This window comes from Nocardioides sp. (genome assembly GCF_031397825.1).
Classification (GTDB): Bacteria; Actinomycetota; Actinomycetes; order Propionibacteriales; family Nocardioidaceae; genus Nocardioides.
In genome coordinates this window covers 1-15,868 of the sequence record NZ_JANNML010000102.1, presented here as the reverse complement: position 1 = coordinate 15,868, position 15,868 = coordinate 1, and the positions used below count along the sequence as shown (strand labels likewise).

At 71.5% G+C, this 15,868-nt stretch carries 17 protein-coding genes; 9 read left to right on the top strand and 8 right to left on the bottom strand.

The features are described from left to right. Nucleotides 1-44: 44 nt before the first annotated feature. The 3 genes from RMN98_RS08925 to RMN98_RS08915 all read left to right on the top strand — a co-directional run bounded on the left by RMN98_RS08925 (nt 45) and on the right by RMN98_RS08915 (nt 3,915). Nucleotides 45-1,865: a long-chain fatty acid--CoA ligase gene (locus tag RMN98_RS08925; protein ID WP_309648463.1), complete on the top strand. Its 1,821-nt coding sequence runs from the start codon at nt 45-47 to the stop codon at nt 1,863-1,865. A 243-nt stretch (nt 1,866-2,108) separates the two neighbouring features. Then, nucleotides 2,109-3,320: a radical SAM family heme chaperone HemW gene (hemW, locus tag RMN98_RS08920; RefSeq protein ID WP_309648462.1), complete on the top strand. Its 1,212-nt coding sequence runs from the start codon at nt 2,109-2,111 to the stop codon at nt 3,318-3,320. 43 nt (nt 3,321-3,363) lie between these two features. Next, the gene (locus RMN98_RS08915; protein ID WP_309648461.1) at nt 3,364-3,915 is read left to right on the top strand and encodes an NINE protein; all 552 of its coding nucleotides are present in this window, start codon (nt 3,364-3,366) and stop codon (nt 3,913-3,915) included. Nucleotides 3,916-4,208: 293 nt separating this feature from the next. Here RMN98_RS08915 and RMN98_RS08910 read toward each other — a convergent pair whose 3' ends face one another. The 4 genes from RMN98_RS08910 to RMN98_RS08895 are packed head-to-tail and all read right to left on the bottom strand — an operon-like array spanning nt 4,209 to nt 7,001. Next, on the bottom strand, nt 4,209-5,057 hold the full coding sequence (locus RMN98_RS08910; protein WP_309648460.1) for a DUF3097 domain-containing protein: 849 nt from the start codon (nt 5,055-5,057) through the stop codon (nt 4,209-4,211). Between the two features lie 51 nt (nt 5,058-5,108). Then, nucleotides 5,109-5,312: a hypothetical protein gene (locus tag RMN98_RS08905; protein ID WP_309648459.1), complete on the bottom strand. Its 204-nt coding sequence runs from the start codon at nt 5,310-5,312 to the stop codon at nt 5,109-5,111. 56 nt (nt 5,313-5,368) lie between these two features. Then, the gene (locus tag RMN98_RS08900; protein WP_309648458.1) at nt 5,369-6,238 is read right to left on the bottom strand and encodes an MBL fold metallo-hydrolase; all 870 of its coding nucleotides are present in this window, start codon (nt 6,236-6,238) and stop codon (nt 5,369-5,371) included. Between the two features lie 34 nt (nt 6,239-6,272). Continuing rightward, a complete protein-coding gene (locus RMN98_RS08895) occupies nt 6,273-7,001 on the bottom strand; it encodes a hypothetical protein (protein WP_309648457.1) in 729 nt (242 codons plus the stop codon). A 152-nt stretch (nt 7,002-7,153) separates the two neighbouring features. Between RMN98_RS08895 and hrcA the strand changes: the two genes are divergently transcribed. From hrcA to RMN98_RS08880, 3 genes are read left to right on the top strand one after another with little or no spacing between them, the layout of a single operon-like run. Beyond that, entirely contained in the window at nt 7,154-8,179 is a 1,026-nt protein-coding gene (gene hrcA, locus RMN98_RS08890; protein ID WP_309648456.1) for a heat-inducible transcriptional repressor HrcA, read from the top strand. 53 nt (nt 8,180-8,232) lie between these two features. Continuing rightward, nucleotides 8,233-9,417, top strand: a complete 1,185-nt coding sequence (gene dnaJ, locus RMN98_RS08885) for a molecular chaperone DnaJ (RefSeq protein ID WP_309648455.1) — start codon at nt 8,233-8,235, stop codon at nt 9,415-9,417. Further along, nucleotides 9,414-10,157, top strand: a complete 744-nt coding sequence (locus RMN98_RS08880; RefSeq protein ID WP_309648454.1) for a 16S rRNA (uracil(1498)-N(3))-methyltransferase — start codon at nt 9,414-9,416, stop codon at nt 10,155-10,157. Before dnaJ ends, RMN98_RS08880 begins: the two co-directional genes overlap by 4 nt. 44 nt (nt 10,158-10,201) lie before the next feature. Here the strand turns inward: RMN98_RS08880 and RMN98_RS08875 are convergent, their stop codons facing one another. From RMN98_RS08875 to RMN98_RS08865, 3 genes are read right to left on the bottom strand one after another with little or no spacing between them, the layout of a single operon-like run. Then, complete coding sequence (locus RMN98_RS08875) at nt 10,202-11,137, bottom strand: Gmad2 immunoglobulin-like domain-containing protein (RefSeq protein WP_309648453.1); 936 nt, start codon at nt 11,135-11,137, stop codon at nt 10,202-10,204. 27 nt (nt 11,138-11,164) lie between these two features. Beyond that, nucleotides 11,165-12,235, bottom strand: a complete 1,071-nt coding sequence (locus tag RMN98_RS08870; RefSeq protein ID WP_309648452.1) for a Gmad2 immunoglobulin-like domain-containing protein — start codon at nt 12,233-12,235, stop codon at nt 11,165-11,167. Further along, a complete protein-coding gene (locus RMN98_RS08865) occupies nt 12,235-12,762 on the bottom strand; it encodes a SigE family RNA polymerase sigma factor (RefSeq protein ID WP_309648451.1) in 528 nt (175 codons plus the stop codon). The genes RMN98_RS08870 and RMN98_RS08865 overlap by 1 nt, the downstream gene beginning before the upstream one ends. Before the next feature lie 132 nt (nt 12,763-12,894). Here RMN98_RS08865 and RMN98_RS08860 point away from each other — a divergent pair, with 132 nt between their 5' ends. Beyond that, nucleotides 12,895-13,233: an HIT domain-containing protein gene (locus RMN98_RS08860; RefSeq protein WP_309648450.1), complete on the top strand. Its 339-nt coding sequence runs from the start codon at nt 12,895-12,897 to the stop codon at nt 13,231-13,233. Continuing rightward, a complete protein-coding gene (locus RMN98_RS08855; RefSeq protein WP_309648449.1) occupies nt 13,230-14,471 on the top strand; it encodes a hypothetical protein in 1,242 nt (413 codons plus the stop codon). Before RMN98_RS08860 ends, RMN98_RS08855 begins: the two co-directional genes overlap by 4 nt. 43 nt (nt 14,472-14,514) lie before the next feature. Here RMN98_RS08855 and RMN98_RS08850 read toward each other — a convergent pair whose 3' ends face one another. Beyond that, complete coding sequence (locus RMN98_RS08850; RefSeq protein WP_309648448.1) at nt 14,515-14,793, bottom strand: hypothetical protein; 279 nt, start codon at nt 14,791-14,793, stop codon at nt 14,515-14,517. A gap of 128 nt (nt 14,794-14,921) precedes the next feature. On the opposite strand from RMN98_RS08850, the gene RMN98_RS08845 reads away from it, so the two are divergent. Further along, nucleotides 14,922-15,868: PhoH family protein (locus RMN98_RS08845; RefSeq protein WP_309648447.1), on the top strand; the 947-nt coding region annotated here is incomplete at its 3' end.

Here is a 15,868-nt window from a genome sequence, read left to right as displayed (position 1 = left end):
AGGTTACTTCCACACCATCCGTCTCGGCCCGACCCAGGAGTGGCATGCCCGTCAACCACGACACGACATTCGTCGACAACCTCACGCAGAACATGGCGGTGCAGTTCCTCGACCGAGTAGCCGCGTCGCCCGACTCCGAAGCCTTCCGCTACCCCGTGGGTGACGACTGGACCTCGATCACCTGGAAGCAGACCGGCGACCGGGTCCGCAGCCTGGCAGCGGGCCTGCTCTCGCTCGGCATCTCCTCGGAGGACCGGGTCGGCATCGCCTCCGCCACCCGCTACGAGTGGATCTTCGCCGACCTCGCCATCGTCTGCGCCGGTGGTGCCACGACCACCGTCTACCCGACCACCAACGCCGTCGACACGGCGTACATCCTCGGTGACTCGGAGTCGCGCATCGTCTTCGCGGAGGACGACGAGCAGATCGCCAAGCTCAAGGAGCACAAGTCCGAGCTGCCGCACCTGATGAAGGTCGTGACCTTCGACGGCACGACCGACGGCGACTGGGTCATCTCGATGGACGAGCTGGCGGCCCTGGGCGACGCCCACCTCGCGGCGCACCCCGACATCATCGAGACCACGGCGGCCGCGATCGCGCCCGACCAGCTCGCCACCCTGATCTACACCTCCGGCACGACCGGGCGCCCCAAGGGCGTGCGTCTGACGCACAAGTCCTGGGTCTACGAGGGCATGTCCATCCAGGTCCAGGGGATCCTCTCCGAGAGCGACCTGGAGTTCCGCTGGCTGCCGATGTCGCACTCCTTCGGCAAGGTGCTGCTGTCGGCGCAGATGGCCTGTGGCTTCGCCGCCGCCATCGACGGTCGCGTCGACAAGATCGTCGAGAACTGCTCGATCGTGAAGCCGACGTTCATGGGTGCCGCGCCCCGCATCTTCGAGAAGGCCTACGGCCGGATCCAGACGATGCAGGCCGCCGAGGGTGGTGCCAAGGAGAAGATCTTCAACAAGGCCTTCGCTGTCGGCCTCGAGGTCGACCGTCGCAAGCGTGACGGCAAGTCCGTCCCGCTCCCGCTCAAGCTCCAGCACGCGCTCTTCGACAAGCTGGTCTTCAGCAAGGTGCGTGAGCGGTTCGGTGGTCGGGTGCGCTTCTTCATCTCCGGCTCGGCCGCGCTCAACCGCGAGATCGCCGAGTGGTTCAACGCCGCCGGCATCGTGATCCTCGAGGGCTACGGCATGACCGAGAACTCCGCCGGGGCCACGGTCAACCACCCTGACGACAACAAGATCGGCACCGTCGGACGCGCGCTGCCCGGCACCGAGGTCAAGATCGGTGACGGCGACGAGGTCCTGCTGCGCGGCCCCCACGTCATGAACGGCTACCACAACCTCCCCGAGGAGACGGCCAAGACGCTCACCGAGGACGGCTGGCTGCGCACCGGTGACAAGGGCAGCCTCGACTCCGAGGGCTACCTCACGATCACCGGCCGCATCAAGGACCTCTTCAAGACCTCGGGCGGCAAGTACATCGCGCCGTCCGCGATCGAGGCCAACTTCAAGGCGATCTGCCCCTACGCCAGCCAGTTCATGGTCTTCGGCAACGACCGCAACTTCGTCGTCGCCCTGGTCACCCTCGATCCCGACGCCATGGTGGGCTGGGCCGAGGAGAACGGCATGGCCGGTGCCTCCTACACCGACATCGTGAAGTCCGACAAGGCCCACGAGATGGTCGCTGGTTACGTCGAGGAGCTCAACGGGCGCCTCAACCGCTGGGAGACGATCAAGAAGTGGGAGATCCTCGACCACGACCTGACCATCGAGTCCGGTGAGCTGACCCCCTCGATGAAGGTCAAGCGCAACGTCGTGGAGAAGAACAACGAGGAGCGCATCGCGGCGTTCTACAGCTGATCGGTGCCTCTGGGTCCCCCCAGGGGACGCACAGGCTGGCTGGGTCGCACGGGTGTCGGCGGGAGACCGCCGGCACCCGTTCGGCATTTCCCGCCGAGTCGGCGCAATGTTGCACGCCGTACGGCGAGTCGGCGCAATGTTGCTCGCCGTACGCGGAGACGGCGCAATGTTGCACGTGCCCGGGCAGGCGGGGGTGACCAGGGGACAACATCGCGCCGACTCGGCGGGTGGGAGGATGGGAGCGTGCCGTCCGCCCTGCCTCCCGGTGACCCGGTCCCGGAGGACGGGGCGCTCCCTCCCGATGCGCTGACGGGCCTGGGGGAGCGGCCGTTCGGCTTCTACGTCCACGTCCCGTTCTGCACGGTCCGCTGCGGCTACTGCGACTTCAACACCTACACCGCCGAGGAGCTCGGTCCCGGGGCCTCGAGGGTCAGCTACGCCGCCTCCGCGGTCGCGGAGGTACGACGAGCACGCCAGGTCCTCGGCGACGACGGGGCCCGCGTCGACACGGTGTTCCTCGGCGGGGGCACGCCTACCCTGCTCGCCCCGGCCGACCTCGGCGCCATGCTCGGCGCGGTCGCCGAGGAGTTCGGCCTCGCCCCCGGGGCCGAGGTCACGACCGAGGCCAATCCCGACAGCGTCAGCCCCGCCGACCTCGTGGCGCTGCGCGAGGCCGGCTTCACGCGCATCTCCTTCGGCATGCAATCGGCCGTCCCGCACGTCCTGGCGGTCCTCGACCGCACCCACGACCCGCGTCGCGTGCCGGACGTGGTGCGGTGGGCCCGCGAGGCCGGCTTCGAGCAGGTCAGCCTCGACCTGATCTACGGCACGCCGGGGGAGTCCCTCGACGACTGGGCCCGGAGCCTCGACGAGGCGCTCGCGTGCGCCCCCGACCACGTGTCGGCGTACAGCCTGATCGTCGAGGACGGCACCGCCCTGGCCCGCCGCGTGCGCCGCGGTGAGCTGCCGATGCCCGACGAGGACGACCTCGCCGACAAGTACGACCTGGCCGACGACCGGCTGACCGCGGCTGGGCTGGGTTGGTACGAGGTGTCCAACTGGGCGCTCGACGACGCGGCACGGTGCCGTCACAACCTCGGCTACTGGACCGACGGCGACTGGTGGGGCGTCGGCCCCGGCGCCCACTCCCACGTCGGCGGGGTGCGCTGGTGGAACGTCAAGCATCCCGCGGCCTACGCCGACCGGCTGGCCCGCGGACTCAGCCCGGCGCACGCCCGCGAGGTGCTCGACCCCGAGAGCCGTCGCGTCGAACGGGTGCTGCTCGAGCTGCGGCTGCGCGAGGGGTTGCCGACCGATGTGCTCGACGCCGACGGCCTGGCCGCCGTGCCGACGCTGGTGGACGACGGGCTGCTGGAGCCGGTGTCCGACCGGCTGGTCCTCACTCGCCGCGGCCGGCTGCTCGCCGACGCGGTCGTGCGCGACCTGCTGCCCTGACAGGCTCCACCACGCCGCAGTCCGCAGGGCTTAGGGTGCGTGCATGACGCAGGGACCCGAGAACCCGTACGAGCCGAACCAGCCGAACGATTCCTCCAGCGGTGACTCGCCCTACGGCGCGACCCCGCCGCCTCCGCCTCCGCCTCCGCCCTACGGCGAGCCGCAGAGCCCGCCCCCGTCCTACGAGCAGCCGTCCTACGAGCAGCCGGGCTACGGCCAGCCGGGCTACGGCCAGCCGGGCTACGGTCAGCCGCAGCCCGCCTATGGCCAGGCGCCCTACGGGCAGCAGCCCTACGGCCAGATGCCCTACCAGACCTACGGTGCGTCCCCGGCGGGCCCGGGTGCGCCCTACGGCGTCCACCCGGTCACCGGCATTCCCTACTCCGACAAGTCCAAGGTCGTCGCCGGGCTGCTGCAGATCCTGGTGCCCTTCGGGATCGGCCGCTTCTACATCGGCGACAGCGGCATCGGCATCGCGCAGCTGCTGGTCACCATCTTCACCTGCGGGATCGGTGCGCTGTGGCCGGTCATCGACGGGATCATCATGCTTGCGAGCGACTCCAAGGACGCCAACGGGCTGATGCTGCGCAGCTGACGCAGCCTGAAGGGGTGGGGCTCGACCAGAGAAGAGGCGGGCTCGACCACCGAGAGCTCCCTCTGCGGTGGCCAAACGTTTGACCACCGCGGAAGTGCGGGGGCCCAGATGGTGTCGACGCCTCCTCGCAGGCGCTCGTCTGGCTCGACCGACGAACCCCCTGACCCCCGGTGGTCGGGCATTCAGGAGGGCCAGCGACGAACGCAGCGTCGAGACCCACGCCGTACGACGAACTCCCGTCGGGCCGCCTCTCGGCTCGCTGGCGCTCGTCGGCTCGACCAGCGCGGGAGCGGTCAGTCCCCGGTGGTGACGAAGTCGATGAGCTCCTCGACGCGACCGAGCAGGGCCGGCTCGAGGTCGTCGTAGGACTGCACGCGCGACAGGATGTGCTGCCAGGCCCGCGCGATGTCGGCCTGGTCGGCGTGCGGCCAACCGAAGGCACGACAGATGCCCTTCTTCCACTCGATGCTGCGCGGCACGTCGGGCCAGCCCGCGACGCCGATGCGGTCGGGCTTGACCGCGGCCCAGACGTCGATGAAGGGGTGGCCCACGACGAGCACGTGCCGACCCACGGGCGAGGCCGCGACCTGCTGGGCGATGCGGCTCTCCTTGGAGCCGGCCACCAGGTGGTCGACCAGCACGCCGACCCGACGCTCGGGGCCGGGGCCGAAGTCGCGAAGGTGCTCGACGAGGTCGTCGACGCCCTGGAGGTATTCCACGACCACGCCCTCGAGGCGCAGGTCGTCGCCCCAGACCTTCTCGACCAGCTCCGCGTCGTGGCGGCCCTCGACGAAGATCCGGCTGGCGCGTGCGACACGGGCCTTGGCGCCGTGCACGGCGACCGATCCGGACGCGGTGCGGGTGGGGGCGGCCGGGGCTCCGGCACGCACGGGTCGGGTGAGGATCACGGGCTTGCCCTCGAGCAGGAAGCCGGGGCCGAGGGGGAACGTGCGCCGACGGCTGCGGCGGTCCTCGAGCGTGAGCGTGTCGAGGTCGCGATCGATAGCAACGATCTCACCGACCCAGTCGGTGGTGACCTCCTCGACGACCATGCCGATCTCGGACGGCGTCTCGACGGCGCGCCCGCGCTGGGGGACCTTCCAGTCACCGGAGAGGACGTCGCTGCCGTAACGGTCGTTCACGCCGACCACGCTAGGCGGCACCGCCGACGGCGCCAGTCTGCCGCGCCGGGGTCAGTCCTGCTGTGACCCGTCTGACTCGTCGCCGTCGCTCGAGTCGCTGCTCTCCTCGGCGGTCTTGCCGCCGGTCAGCAGGTCGTCGACCGTCTCGTCGTCGTCGAGACCCTCGGCCAGCGGGTTGTCCTCGCCGGGCTGGAGGTCCTCGGGCAGCTGGTCGTCGCCGATGCCGATCTCGGGCTCGTTCTCTGATTCGCTCATGCCCCGAACCTAGCCCGCGGCCCGGACGCCGCGACTCACCCGACGAGATGAGGACGTCAGATGAGCGGCAGTCGCTTCTGGCTGCGGGGCAGCTGCTCGTAGATGCGTCGTACGGCGGAGCCGAGCCGCTCCACCGGGAACGGCCACTCGCCCGCGGCGACGGCGTCCTCGACCCGGACGCCACGGGAGGCGAGGTCGCGCACGGTCTCGGCCAGGATCCCTATCTGGTTGCGCTGGTCCTCGACGAACTCGCGGTCGACGACGGCGCCGTGGCCCGGCACGACAACGCTCGACGAGGTGGTGAGCCCCAGCACGATGTCGAGTGTCAGGGGCCACTCCAGCGGGTAGCAGTCGTCGCCGAAGCCCGGCACCCCGCGGCTCGCCTCGGACTCCTCGACCAGGTCGCCGGCGAGGAGCACGTCCGCGTCCGGCACGCGCAGGACGAGGTCCCCCGCCGTGTGCCCACGCCCGGGGTGGACCAGCTCGACGAGACGGTCGCCGAGGTCGAGGGCCACGGCGGAGGAGAACGTGTGGTCGGCTGCGACGACCTCGGTGGCCAGCACCTCGTCGCGGTGCGGGTCTGCGGCGTCGTCGGTGGCGCCGGCGTACAGCGCCTTGATGCGGTCGCCGGCTTCGACGGTCCGCTCGGCGGCGGTCTCGTGGGCGTGGATGGGGACGGCGCCGTAGGCAGCACGCAGCGCGTGGTTGCCGAAGGTGTGGTCGAAGTGCTCGTGGGTGTTGACGATCGCGGTCACCTCGCCGACACCGAGGGCGCGGATCTCGTCCACCACGCCGCGGGCCGCGAGGCTCGAGGCGTGGGTGTCGACGACCAGCAGGCCTCCGGAGCCGCCCACCAGCGTGACGTTGACGTCGAACCACGCGTGGCGCGCGACCCAGACCCGGTCGGCGACCTCGAGGAACCCCATCCGGCCAGCGTAGGCGGGCTGTCGGCGCGCGTCGTCAGCAGTGCCCGGCGTGCAGCTCGCGGCGCAGCAGCTCGCCGAGCTCGTCGGCGCTGGTGGCGGGGCGGGCGAACATGAGCGTGCGCTCCTGCGACCCGGTGAGGTCCACCCACTGCACGCCGACGCGGTCGTGACGCAGGTCGACCAGCGTGACCCCGACGACCTCGCCGATGCGGGTGCCGGTGGTGGTGGCCACCGCCCGGCGCAGCTCCTCCTGGTGGCAGCGGTTGGCGTGCTCCACGGAGCGTTGGAGGTAGCCACGGTTGAGCTCCAGCGCGGGCGAGCGGAAGTCGTCGAGCGGCACCCGACGCTGCTGCTCACGACGGCCCGCCCCGGCCCGGGAGAGCAACGCGAAGGTAAGGCGCATCGAGACGACGTCGCGGACCTGGCCGCAGCAGTCGCAGTCCTCGCGCGAGGTGGTGTGCAGCATCCCGGCCAGGGTCAGCGTCGCGTCCCGGTCAGGGGAGCCGTTCGGCCCGAGCCCGCTGTGCAAGGTCAGCAGCGCCCGGGCTCCGCGCGCCGCGGCCCGCGCCAGGTCGGTCTCGGGCACGCAGGAGAAGGTCGGGTGGCCGCCGAGGTCCTGCATCCCGAGCTCGTCGGTCCCGGCGAGCACGTCGTCGACGCCGTCGACGACGAGGTGGACCGAGGAGGGGCAGGCCAGGATGCTGCGTGCCGCAGCGGCCAGGCGGAGGGGATGGTCGAGGTGGGTGAGGTCGAGCGTGGCCATCGCGGCACTCCTTCATCGGTGAGTTAGGTAAGCCTAACCTATACGACTCTCCGGTGGGGGTGGAGGAGTCGGCCGCCCCCGGACTCGCCTTGTAGCATTGGCACTCACCACCACGGAGTGCCAGAGGGACGACGAGCAGCGGAGGAGGCGGCATGCAGGAGGAACGACGACTGGCCGTGCTTCGCGCGATCGTGGAGGACTACGTCGCCACGGAGGAGCCGGTCGGTTCCAAGGCGCTCGTCGAGCGCCACGGCCTCGGCGTCTCGCCGGCCACGGTCCGCAACGACATGGCCGTGCTCGAGGACGAGGGCTACATCACCCAGCCCCACACCAGCGCCGGGCGGGTGCCGACCGACAAGGGCTACCGGCTGTTCGTCGACCGGCTCACCACCGTCAAGCCGATGAGCGTCGCCGAGAAGCGGGCGGTCTCGACGTTCCTCGACGGGGCCGTCGACCTCGACGACGTCGTGCAGCGCTCGGTGCGGGTGCTCTCGCAGCTAACCCGCCAGGTGGCTGTCGTGCAATATCCCACGCTGTCGCGTTCCACGGTGCGCCACGTGGAGCTGGTCGCGCTGGCCCCTCGTCGGCTCCTCGCCGTCCTCATCCTGAGCACCGGCCGGGTCGAGCAGCGCCTCGTCGACCTCGAGGCCGACCTCGACGACGACGTCCTGGCCGACCTGCGGCTGCGGGTCAACCAGACCGCCACGGGCCAGGTCATCGCCGACGCCGTCACGGCGCTGCGGGGCCTCGGCGACCAGCCGCCCACCAGCCCGCTCGCGGTCTACGCCGCCCCGGTCGTCGAGGCCCTCGCCGACGCGATGAGCGACCACCGCTCCGACGAGCGCATCGCGGTCGGTGGCGCGGCCAACCTGGCCCGCTACGGCGACAGCTTCGACTCCGCCGTACGCCCCCTGCTCGAGGCGCTGGAGGAGCACGTCGTGCTGCTCAAGCTCCTCGGCGAGGCCACGGCCGGGGGCATGGTGACGGTCCGCATCGGCGCGGAGGGCCCCTACGAGCAGCTCTCGGCGACCAGCGTGGTCGCCACCGGCTACGGCCCCCAGGACGACGCCCTCGCGACCCTCGGGGTCGTGGGGCCCACCCGCATGGACTACCCCGGCACCATGACCGCCGTCCGTGCGGTCGCGCGCTACGTCTCGCGCATCCTCGACGAAGCCTGAGCGGCTCGTCATCACCCCAGCTCCCCGATCGAGACCAGAGAAGGACACCCACGTTGAGCCAGGACCTGTACGAGCTCCTCGGTGTCGCCCGCGACGCGGATGGCGACGCCATCAAGAAGGCCTACCGGCGCCTCGCGCGGCAGCTGCACCCCGACGTCAACCCCGACCCGGAGACGCAGGAGAAGTTCAAGGAGGTCTCGCGCGCCTACGAGGTCCTCTCCGACCCGCAGAAGCGCGCTGCCTACGACCGCGGCGGTGACCCCTTCGGCGGCGGCCAGGCCGGCTTCGGCCAGGGCGCGGGCTTCTCCTTCACCGACATCATGGACGCCTTCTTCGGCGGGCAGCCCGGTGCCGGCGGCGGTGGTCAGGGCCGCGGGCCCCGCTCCCGCGTACGCCGCGGCCAGGACGCCCTGATCCGCCTCGAGATCTCGTTGGCCGAGGCCGCCTTCGGCGTCGCCAAGGAGCTCAAGGTCGACACGGCCGTGCTGTGCACGACCTGCGACGGCGAGGGCGCCGCCCCCGGCAGCCACCCGATCCCGTGCGAGACCTGTCGCGGTGCCGGCGAGGTCGCCCACGTGCAGCGCTCGTTCCTCGGCGAGATCCGCACCCTGCGTCCCTGCGCCGCGTGTCGCGGCTTCGGCTCGATCATCCCCGAGCCCTGCCGCGACTGCGCCGGTGACGGCCGCGTCCGCTCTCGTCGCACGTTGACGGTCAAGATCCCCGCCGGCGTCGACACCGGCACGCGCGTCCAGCTCAGCGAGCAGGGCGAGGTCGGTCCCGGCGGCGGCCCCGCCGGTGACCTCTACGTCGAGATCCACGTCGGCGAGCACCCGACCTTCACGCGCCACGGCAACGACCTGCACTGCACGGTCACGCTGCCGATGACGGCGGCCGCGCTCGGCACGACCTTGACGCTGCCGACCCTGGAGGCCGACGTCGAGCAGGGCGCCGACTCGGGTGTCGAGACCGAGTTCGAGCTTGAGGTCGGCTCCGGCACCCAGTCGGGAACCCAGCAGGTGATGCGCGGCCGGGGGGTCCCCGGGCTGCGCGGCGGCCGCGGAGACCTCATCGTCACGACCCTGGTCGAGACCCCGCAGCGGCTCGACCCGCGCCAGGAGGAGCTGCTGCGCGAGCTCGCCGCGATCCGTGGCGAGGAGGCCCCGACCGGCCAGGTCCGCAGCACCTCGACCAAGGGCGTCTTCGGTCGACTCCGCGACGCGTTCAACCAGCACGGATGAGCCTGCCGGTCCACCTCGTCGACTCGCTGGCCGGGGTGTCGGTCGGCGACCTCGTCACCGTCGAGGGGGACGAGGCGCACCACGCTGTCGCCGTACGACGCCTGCGCGTCGGCGAGCAGGTGGTCCTGACCGACGGCTCGGGCCGGTCGGTGACCGGTGCCGTCACGGACACGGGCAAGCGGGTGTTCTCGGTGGAAGCCTCCTCCGTCGAGGAGCTCCCGCGACCCTCGCCGTCGTTCGTCGTGGTGCAGGCCCTGCCCAAGGGCGACCGCGGCGAGCTGTCCGTCGAGGTGCTGACCGAGATCGGCGTCGACCAGGTGGTGCCGTGGGCGGCCTCCCGCAGCGTCGCGGTCTGGAAGGGCGAGCGCGCGACCAAGTCGCTGGCCCGCTGGCGCTCCACGGCCCGTGAGGCCGCCAAGCAGTCGCGGCGCTCCTGGCACCCGACAGTCACGGAGCTCTCCACGACGGCTGAGGTCGCCGAGCTCGTCGCCGGGGCCGATCTCGCCGTCGTGCTCCATGAGGAGGCCGGCGCGCCGCTCGCCGGCCTGCCCGTCCCTGCCTCCGGTACGGTCGTGGTGGTCGTCGGCCCCGAGGGTGGCCTGAGCCCCGACGAGGTGGCCACCTTCGTCGCCGCCGGCGCGGTCAGCGTCCGGCTCGGCGCCGAGGTGCTCCGCACCTCCACCGCCGGCGTCGCTGCGTGTGCCGCGCTGCTGGCGCGCACGGCTCGCTGGGGTGGGTAGCGGGTCCGGGCTTGGCCGGACGCCCAGCCAGCCCAGCCAGCCGGTCAGCCGACCGTGATCGTCTTGGTGTCGACGAACGGACCAGGGCCCTCGCCGCCGGACGGGTCGTCGGTCATCGCGACGAACGTGTAGTCGCCGGGTGCCAGGCCGGACACGTCGACAACGGTCTCCCACGGGTAGAGCTGGTCCATGAAGCCCTCGGCGGTGGCGAAGCCCTCGAGCACCACGGTGTCGCCCTGGCGGACCTCCCACGGCACGGTCGCCTCGAAGGAGCTGGCCACGCCGTTGGCGGTGAAGGAGCCGCTCACGGTCGCGCCCTCCTCGGGCGAGGTCACGTTGACCAGGCTGAGCACGTCGAGCTGGGGCGCGTTCTTGACGCCGGCGGAGGTGTCGACGCCGAGCAGCGTCGTGGGGGAGCCGTCGAGGGTCACGACGACGGGCGCGCGGTCCTGCTGGACGCCCTGGAGGGTGTAGACGAGGGCCTGGACGGCGACACGGGCGTCGGCCTTGCTGAGTCCGGAGGGTGCCGCGGTCAGGGAGTCGTCGGCGAGCTCGACGACGAAGCGGGCTCCGGGCTCGTCGTAGGTCACGGAGGCGAACCCGCCGGTGAAGAGCGTGCCGTAGTCGGGGTCGAGCGCGTCACCGGCCGCCATCAGGGCTGCGGCCTCGGCGAGCGGGTTGTCGGCCCCGACGGCGCGGAACTCGCGGTAGAGCCGGGGTCCCATCGGGGTGTCACCGACGAAGTAGACCGGCGCGACCACCGTCTCCGCGGGCGCGGACGGCTCCGTCGTCGCGGACTCCGAGGGCTCCGGCGTCGGCGACGACGAGGCCGGGGGAGCACTCGTCCCGCCGGTGGGCGCGGGGTCGTCCGCGACCGGGTCGGTGTCGGTGGAGCAGCCGGCCAGCGTCGCAGTGGCGACCAGGGCGGCGACGGCCAACGAGAGGGAGCGGGTGGTGGTGCGGGTGGGGAAGGCGTTCATGGGTTCCATCCTGTCTGCGGAGGTCGGCTATTCGACGATGATCGAGCGCGTGTCGGTGTCGGGCCCCGACCCCTCGGCGCCTCCGGAGGGATCGTCGTTGGCGGCCGTGAACGTGTAGGTCCCGGGCCTCAGCCCCGAGACGTCGATCGGCTCCGTCCGCCAGGGGAAGAGCCCGCCCTCGCCCGAGCCCTCGGCCGTGGCGAAGCCATCCAGCACGACGGTCCCGGCGGCGTCGGTGAGGCTCCAGGTCATCGTGGCCTCGAAGCCGTTGTTGCGTCCCAGGGCGATGAACGAGCCCGAGACGACCGCGCCCTCGGCCGGGAAGGCGATGTTCATCTGGGCCTGTACGTCGTCGGACGAACCGGCGGCGAGCGCCTCCGACGTCGGCACCCCGAAGACCTGGTCGATCGGGTTGCGGTCGAGGTAGAACTGCACGGGCGCCTTCAGCGGTTCGCCCGCGGAGGCGGCCGCTTGAAGCGTCCAGATGACCGACTCGACGGCGAGCTGCGCGTCCGCCGCGCTCATCCCCGCCGGTCGGTCGCGCAGGGACGCGTCGGCGAGGACCACGCTGAGCTGGCCGTCGGCGCCCACGCCGTCGAAGCCGGCGGACGCGAAGCTGCCCGCCGGCCACAGCGCGCGGTAGTCGGGATCCAGCGACGGCGTCTCGAGCTGGCGCAGCGCGGTGAGCAGGTCGCGGCCGCCGGGCACGTCTCGCACCTCGCTGTAGAGGCGCGGTCCGCGAGGGGTGTCGCCTGCGTAGAAGATCGTGTACGACGTCACGGTGCCGGCGCCGGTCGGCGGAGTCGTCGGACTCGCGGAGCCGGAGGGGGTCGGCGCCGGGTCCGTCACGGTCGGGGTCGGGTCCTGGGCAGGGCCGGGATCGTCGGCGGTCGGCGACGCCGGGTTGCCGAGCAGGGCCACTGCCGCGACGGCGGCTGCGGCGAGGAGCGAGGCGCCACCGGCGGCGTACCAGCGGGTGCGCCGACGCGCCGACGCCGTGCGGAGCCTGATCTCGGTCAGGTGGTCGGTGGGCTGGACGTCGTCGGCGGCGTCGGCGATGAGCCGGGCGAGCTGCTCGTCGCGGGGGTCGTCGGTCATCAGAGGTCTCCGGTCAGGTGGTCGGCGAGCAGGTCACGCAGCGTCGCGGACCCGCGGGAGGCGTGGCTCTTGACGGCACCGCGGCTGATGCCGAGGGTCGTGGCGATCTCCGCCTCGGGGAGGTCGAGGTAGTAACGCAGCGTGAGCACCTCGCGCTGCCGCTCCGGCAGGGTGCGCAGTGCCTCCAGCACTGCGTCGCGTCGGGCGACCGCATCGGCCGTCTCGTCCCCGCCCGCCCGGGAGCCGGGGGACAGGTGGGAGGCGGCGTGCCGGGTGACGACCCCGCGGTGCCGCAGCACCGACCGGGAGCCGTTGACCACCGACTGGCGCAGGTAGGCCAGCGCCTTGTCGGGCTCCCGCAGCCGTGACCAGCGCCCGTGCATCGCCACGAACGCGTCCTGCACGACCTCCTCAGCCGTGCCCGTGTCCCGCACCAGCAGGACCGAGAGGCGCACGAGCTGGCGCCAGTGGGCGGCGTAGAGCTCGTCGAGCGCCTCGTCGGCGCTCCACGAGGGACTCTCGCTCACCGTCTGTTCGCGAGTGCTTGCATGAGTCATCACGCTAGTTGCACGCCTGGGCCGGCCTCGAGGTTTACCTCGGCAAGTCGAGGATTCCATGGGAGGATGAGGCACTGACTTCTGGGAGGGAGAGCAGGTTTCGTGGAGGACTGTCTTTTCTGCAGGATCGTGGCCGGGGAGATCCCCGCCGAGATCGTGCACAGCACCGAGCGCACCGTCGCGTTCCGTGACATCAACGCCCAGGCGCCGACCCACGTGCTGGTCGTGCCCAAGGACCACTACGCCAACGCCGCTGAGCTCGCTGCGGGCGACCCGGTGGCCTCGGCGGAGGTGGTGAGCACGGCGGCCGCCGTCGCCACGGCCGAGGGGCACGACGACTACCGCCTGGTGTTCAACACCGGCGCCGGGGTCGGCCAGACCGTCTTCCACACCCACCTCCACGTCCTGGCCGGGCGCTCGATGACCTGGCCTCCCGGGTGAGCCGCCCCAGGAGCCGTCGTACGACGTGGCTCGCGGCCGCCGCCCTCGCGCTCGTCCTGAGTGCCTGCTCGGGCACCGATGACGGCGACGTGTCCGCGGCTCCCGAGGCGCCCACCACGGCCGTGGCCGGGGAGCCGACCGCGACCCCCTCGGCCGTCGCGACCGAGGACGCCCACCACGACGCCCCCGACCCCGGTCCGCTGGCGCCGCTGCGCGGTGGTGAGGACCGCGTGACGATGACGATGCCGACGACCTACACCCCGTCGTCACCGACGGGGGTCGGGACCGACGACTACCGCTGCTTCCTGCTCGACCCGCAGCTCGCGCGCGACAGCTACCTCACCGGCACCAACGTGGTGCCCGGCAACCCCGACGTGGTCCACCACGTCATCCTCTTCCGTGTCTCTCCCGACCAGGTGGCCGAGGCCGAGGACATGGACGCGCAGAGCGACGAGCAGGGCTGGACCTGCTTCGGTGGCACGGGCCTGGCCGGTGACTTCGGCAACATCGACGACGCCAACTGGCTCGGCGCCTGGGCTCCCGGCGGCGAGGAGACGATGACCCGCAAGGGCTTCGGCACCGACCTGCCGAAGGGCTCGCGGATCGTCATGCAGGTCCACTACAACTTGCTCGCGGGAGCCAGCCCCGACATGAGCTCGACCCAGCTGCGCATCATGGCGAAGAAGCCGGGGATCACCCGGCTGCACACCTTCCTGATGCCCGCACCGGTCGAGATGCCGTGCCGGCCCGGACGCGACGGCGGCCCGCTCTGCGACCGCGACGCGGCGATCGCCGACGAGCAGGCCCGCATCGGACCGTCGGGCGGTGCCACCGCCAACGTCCTCCACCTGCTCTGCGGCACCGAGCCGAAGCCGTCCGACACGAGCACCTGCGTGCGCACGCTGGGTCGCGCCATGACCGTCTACGGGGTCGCGGGACACATGCACCTGCTCGGGCGCCGGATCACGATCGAGACCAACCCCGGCACCCCCGACGCGCGCACCGTGCTGGACATCAAGCCGTGGAACTTCGACGACCAGGGCTCGCAGCCCATCGAGCCGGTCCACCTCGACCCGTTCGACACGATCAAGGTCACCTGCGAGCACGCCCAGTGGCTGCGCGACAAGCTGCCGGCCTTCGAGACCCAGCGTGAGGACAAGTACGTCGTCTGGGGCGAGGGCACCACCGACGAGATGTGCCTCGGCATGCTCTCGGTCGCCTTCGACGACGAGCAGTAGGCCCCCAGCAGCAGGGCTCAGCAGCAGGGCCCAGCAGCAGGCCTCAGCCGGGGACGATCGCGGACACGAGCCGCATGATCGCGAAGACCACCGGCAGTCCGAAGACGACCAGCATCGCCCACGCGGTGATCTTGTGACCGCGCTTGCTGCTGTCCAGGGAGCCGGCGAAGTCGAGCAGCGCCCCGTCCGGCACGTGGTGCGTGAGCCCCATGGCCCGCGCGTGCGGGGGCAGGTGCTGGCCGTTGAACCAGTAGGGCGGCGCGTCGTCGACGTCCCCGTCGGCGGGTTCCCAGTCCTCGTCGTACTCGTCCCGCTCCTGCATGGTCCCTACCGTACGGCCTGGGGTGCGACTCCCGGGGCGATCCAAACCCGCTGGGCGCCTGTGCGGCGCTCCCGTAGCATGGAGACCGCGCATCATCGCCGACCGAAAGGCCGCCCGCCAGGGCACCCATGACTGACAGCACCACCGACCGCACCCCGCCGCGGGAGAAGCACACGACCAAGCACACCGTCGTGGTGCCCAACAGCATCAACATGGTCAGCCTGCTCGGGCCCGGCGACGAGCACCTCGGCATCATCGAGGGCGCCTTCGACGCCGAGATCCACGTGCGCGGCAACCGGATCTCGATGCGCGGTGAGCCCGGCGAGGTCGCCCTCGCCGAGCGTCTCCTCGACGAGCTCGTGACGATCATCCGCACCGGTCAGGGCATCACGTCCGAGACCGTCGAGCGGGTGCACACGATGCTGCGGGCCGAGACCACCGAGCGCCCCGCCGACGTGCTGAGCCTCAACATCCTCAGCAACCGCGGCCGCTCGATCCGCCCCAAGACGCTCAACCAGAAGCGCTACGTCGACGCGATCGACAAGCACACGATCACCTTCGGCATCGGGCCGGCCGGCACGGGCAAGACCTACCTCGCGATGGCCAAGGCCGTGCAGGCGCTGACGTCCAAGAACGTCAACCGGATCATCCTGACCCGCCCGGCCGTGGAGGCGGGGGAGCGGCTCGGCTTCCTGCCCGGCACGCTCAGCGAGAAGATCGACCCCTACCTGCGCCCGCTCTACGACGCGCTCCACGACATGATCGATCCCGAGACAATCCCCAAGCTCCTCGCCTCGGGCACCATCGAGGTCGCGCCGCTGGCCTACATGCGCGGTCGGTCGCTCAACGACTCCTTCATCATCCTCGACGAGGCGCAGAACACCTCGCCCGAGCAGATGAAGATGTTCCTCACCCGGCTGGGCTTCGGCTCCAAGATCGTGGTGACCGGTGACGTGACCCAGGTGGACCTGCCCAGCGGCACCAAGTCGGGGCTGCGCGTGATCGAGGGCATCCTCGACGAGGTCGAGGACATCTCCTTCAACCGGCTCACCTCCAGCGACGTCGTCCGTCACCG